Genomic DNA, 4,046 nt, shown 5'->3' on the forward strand with positions numbered 1-4,046 from the left:
GATATAAGGGAGGGTTACACAAGCATCGACAACTCGCTCATTAAATCAAAGCCAGCAATTTGGTAATTATGCTTGTCGTTTGTGTCTAACGATATAAAGAACTGCTTCGTATCTACTATGGTCGATATGCATAGTTGTAGGTACCCACCAATAGAGCCACTATCTTCTTCAAGTATTGACGCAAGTGCAAATATTGGGGCATCTCGTTCCTTTTTACTTTCATAAATTGAACTTTCTTTTAATGAGTCAATTTTTTGAGAAACGCGTTCTTTTTGATCACCTAAAACAAGATATTCATTAGCACCAAGTAATACCTCTTCAATAGTGAGCTCTGCGGGATTTTCTGGAGTGTTTCTTAAAGTAATGGTTCGATACTTTTTTGTTTTAGGGCAACAACCGAATATCAAAAATTCACATCGAGCACTATTTGGGAAACTAAACCCTAAACTTAATATGTATTTATCGCCAATATTTTTACAAAGCTGTGCAACTTCCATTAGTGAGGGAAGTTTATCTTCGTAAGGGAAATCTGGTTTGTCATAGTACTGAATCTCAGAGAGATTACCGACAAAGAAACTTAACATTTCTTTCACGTTGCAACCGATTAACGTGCTACCAGCGAATCCAAAACCAAATCTAAAGAGGCATTTTGGATTACTTCGATGAATATCTGAGCCGTCATAAGTCAATGCAGAAATGGAATAAACCTTTGGGCAGTTGTCAGTCATTACTGATCCATTATTTGAAACTCTCGTATCACTTACGGCCCACAAGCCATCTCCCATGACCCAAGCAAGATTTTTTTCTTGCTCAAGATTTCTCCAACAAACTATTGATGTCATCAAAACTCCAAAAAACTTAACGCCCATATTAAGCGGAACTAAAATTGTTGGCTATAATTTTGTGAGGAACGAACAATAGCCAACCGTTTTAGTTCCGCTTAAATTGACTTGTTAGGCCTTTCGCTGATTAGTAAATATGAAATTTACAGCCTCAGATGAAAAGCCATTATAAAAGAATTCAGACTTATCATTATCAAAAAATTTGTAACGGCCTCTTAACTCATCTTTCCCATCATCATCCGTTCTGTAGTCGATGACTTTAATCTTATCTTTTAGCTTATTAAGCATCTCCATATCCCAGTTAAGCTCTTGATAATTTTGAGCCATTTTGAACAATGTTACTTTAAGATAGTCATCATGTTCAGGGAGAGAGAAACCTATAATATTAAGACCCAAATGCATTCCTCCAACTTGACCAAGTCCATTCCAAAAATCCATAAATGGAGTCGCGTATACTATTTTCATATACGAGGGAGATAGAATTAATGGAACTCCTGGAGGAGACGAATTATCATAGAAACTATCAATATGCTTTAATCGGTAAACATTATTAAGAGGATCTTCAGAACTTCGCTCTCCATCAACTAAGGGGTAAGCGCCATATCGGTCACCACTATTGAAAATCGGATCTGTCGGCTTTCCATCAACTCCTTGTTTCTTAAAAGCATCAAGCCCTGAGAGGTATTGCTTATTGCTAAACCAATCTAAAGAACCATGTAATTTTAAGACTTTAATTTCCTCAACAGAATCATCAATTCGATTCGAATATTTTCCAACAGAGCTAAAACGATGAGGAAAAAGTCGATAAGCCTTTCCAACATGCTCTAATGCTCGCTCTAAAATAACATCATAGTTGAGTGTTATTACAAGATCAGTTGGCTGAAGTTGCCTTGCAAATTCATAATATTCATCAGGTAATGCATCAACAGCAGGGGTGCATTCATGTATTACTTGGCCGATGTATCTTTTGATAAAGAGCTGGGCTGAGTTTCCGTGCTCACTAAACGTATCGCTACCCTCAAGCCACAAAAAATGTTCAATATCTAAAAACGACATAAAATGCTCTAAGTCTATTGAATCAATACTAATTTCAATACCATCAGACTTTTTTCTGTATTTTATATACTCATTTAATGAGCGATGAAACTTGGTGTCAGTACCATAATTGCGTTCTATTCGTGTTCGTACTTCATTATATAATTCTGCTGCCGTTGGTAAACCAGCAGGTACTGAAAAACCAGCACCAATAATAAAGACTCTAAAACTATTCTTATCTTCGTCCATAACATCTACTTAATTTATTTAGGATAAAAGCACCGTAAGAGGCCTAACAGTATATTAGGCTGAATTCCGAATAAGAACGGTCTTAATAAGAACAGGTCGCCAGTACTTTAATTACTCAAGACTAACAGTAAACCACTGTATCAACAATGAGTTAGAACATAGAAAGAACTGATTCCTAGTTTCTCCGCCTGAGTGAAACAAAGAACTGTCATCATTGCATAAAGTGCAATGCTCATGCAGGTCTTATATCTTGCATCCCGCATTAGCTTTTATAAGGCTGAAGCTTTAATTGCGCTACTAACAACTTCTACCAGTGAAAATCATTTTGGGGCAGAAATGAGCTAGTCCTCTAACCCATTTTTGGACAATTCCGAGTTACGATGAACAAGTGCAGCTGAATTTTCTGATAACTTATTCTATGCCAAACACATCAATTGACTACAAAGTAGTGGCAAGTTTTGCTTAACCACTACAACTATTTCATTCAGACCAAGGTTGTCACTACAGCAGTCTCCAATATCGACAAATGCTTTGGAAATACCAAATTAATCAGAGTATGAGCCGCCGTGGTAATTGCTGGGATAATGCCGTAATGGAGCGTTTTTTTAGAAGCTATAAAACGGAATGGATGCCAAAGAACGGATATCAACATTTTGATGAAGCAAAGCATGATGTGTTGAACTACATATTAAAGCATTACAATACAAAACGCGGGCATAGTTACAATAATTATATGACCCCAACAGCAGCTGAAATGGCGGCATAAGAAAATCCCCCTACGTGTGTACAGATTTACTTGACCACATCAAGTAAGCTAGAAATTATTTCTGCTAATATTACTTCAGATAAAATCTCGCGCTGAAAACTTATAAGCAATTGGCCATATTTACTTAGTCACCCCCACCTGACCTCATTTACAAAAATACTGTTTAAATATTTGATACCTCTCTTTCTCAAGTGAGTTATTTGATTTTGCAAATTCGATATAATCAAGTGTATTTTCATCACCATTTTGTAATAGATCGATATGTTTCTTATAGTCATCTGCATATCTATTTAGTAATAAATCAATATGCTTCTTATAGTCATTTGCAAACTTACCCGTCATATTGACTATGAAGGCATTAGCCAATTGTTCAAAATTAATACTTTCAGGTATTGATAAAATATTCGACGCTTGCACGTATTTCACAAAGGAATAAATAAAACTGTTACTTTGCTTAATATCATTGATAGTATCTAAAGAAAACAAATCGAAATACTGATGAAGCTGTTCATAAGCACTTCTATAATTACACAATTTAAAATACATGGTACCAGTACGCTGCAAAGAATTAATATAATCATATTGCCAAATTACTGGTGACTGCTGGTACAATCCTTCATTTACAGCAACTACCTTTTTAAGCAGGACTAATGCATCGGTCTCTCTTCCTTCGCTAGAATAATTATGAGCAAGGTTATTCAGGCTCGTAGTGTAGCGTTTCGCCCATACATCAGGCATTTGTTGGTAATAAGCCTCACGAATAGCCAACGCCTTTTCATCAAGCGCTATCGCTTCGCGCACTTGGTTATTTTCTGAATATAAAAATGCCAGGTTATTCAGGCTGAATGTGTACTTTCCTGCCCACACATCTGGCGCTTGCTGGTAATAAGCTTCATGAATAACCAGCGCCTTTCCTTCAAGCGCTATCGCTTCGCTCAGTTGGTTATTTTCTGAATATAAAAATGCCAGGTTAGCTAGACTTTTGGTGTAGTCTTCTGCCCACACGTCTGGCGCTTGCTGGTAATATTTGTCACAGATAGCCAACGCTTTTTCATCAAGCGCTATCGCTTCGCTCAGTTGGTTATTTTGTTTATAAGAAAATGCCAGGTTACCTAGGCTTATGGTGTAGTCTTTTGCCCACACATCTTCTGCTT

At 36.8% G+C, this 4,046-nt stretch carries 3 protein-coding genes and 1 pseudogene; 1 reads left to right on the top strand and 3 read right to left on the bottom strand.

Features of this window, described 5'->3' with window-relative positions:
- Nucleotides 1-14: 14 nt before the first annotated feature.
- Both AB4140_RS18790 and AB4140_RS18795 read right to left on the bottom strand, forming a co-directional pair.
- Entirely contained in the window at nucleotides 15-842 is an 828-nt protein-coding gene (locus tag AB4140_RS18790; RefSeq protein ID WP_372002178.1) for a hypothetical protein, read from the bottom strand.
- 111 nt (nucleotides 843-953) lie between these two features.
- On the bottom strand, nucleotides 954-2,126 hold the full coding sequence (locus AB4140_RS18795) for an SIR2 family protein (RefSeq protein WP_372002180.1): 1,173 nt from the start codon (nucleotides 2,124-2,126) through the stop codon (nucleotides 954-956).
- Between the two features lie 475 nt (nucleotides 2,127-2,601).
- Here AB4140_RS18795 and AB4140_RS18800 point away from each other — a divergent pair.
- Nucleotides 2,602-2,892 (top strand): annotated as a pseudogene (locus tag AB4140_RS18800) (integrase core domain-containing protein); the annotation flags it as partial.
- A 144-nt stretch (nucleotides 2,893-3,036) separates the two neighbouring features.
- On the opposite strand, the gene AB4140_RS18805 reads toward AB4140_RS18800, so the two are convergent.
- On the bottom strand, nucleotides 3,037-4,046 hold a 1,010-nt coding region (locus AB4140_RS18805; protein WP_372002182.1), incomplete at its 5' end, for a tetratricopeptide repeat protein.

The organism is Shewanella sp. 10N.286.51.B2 (assembly GCF_041469265.1).
Lineage (GTDB): Bacteria > Pseudomonadota > Gammaproteobacteria > Enterobacterales > Shewanellaceae > Shewanella.

What these genes read in the sequence shown, in the direction of transcription:
- AB4140_RS18790 (WP_372002178.1), bottom strand. Translation starts at nt 842, where the DNA reads ATGACATCAATAGTTTGTTGGAGAAATCTTGAGCAAGAAAAAAATCTT.
- AB4140_RS18795 (WP_372002180.1), bottom strand. Translation starts at nt 2,126, where the DNA reads ATGGACGAAGATAAGAATAGTTTTAGAGTCTTTATTATTGGTGCTGGT.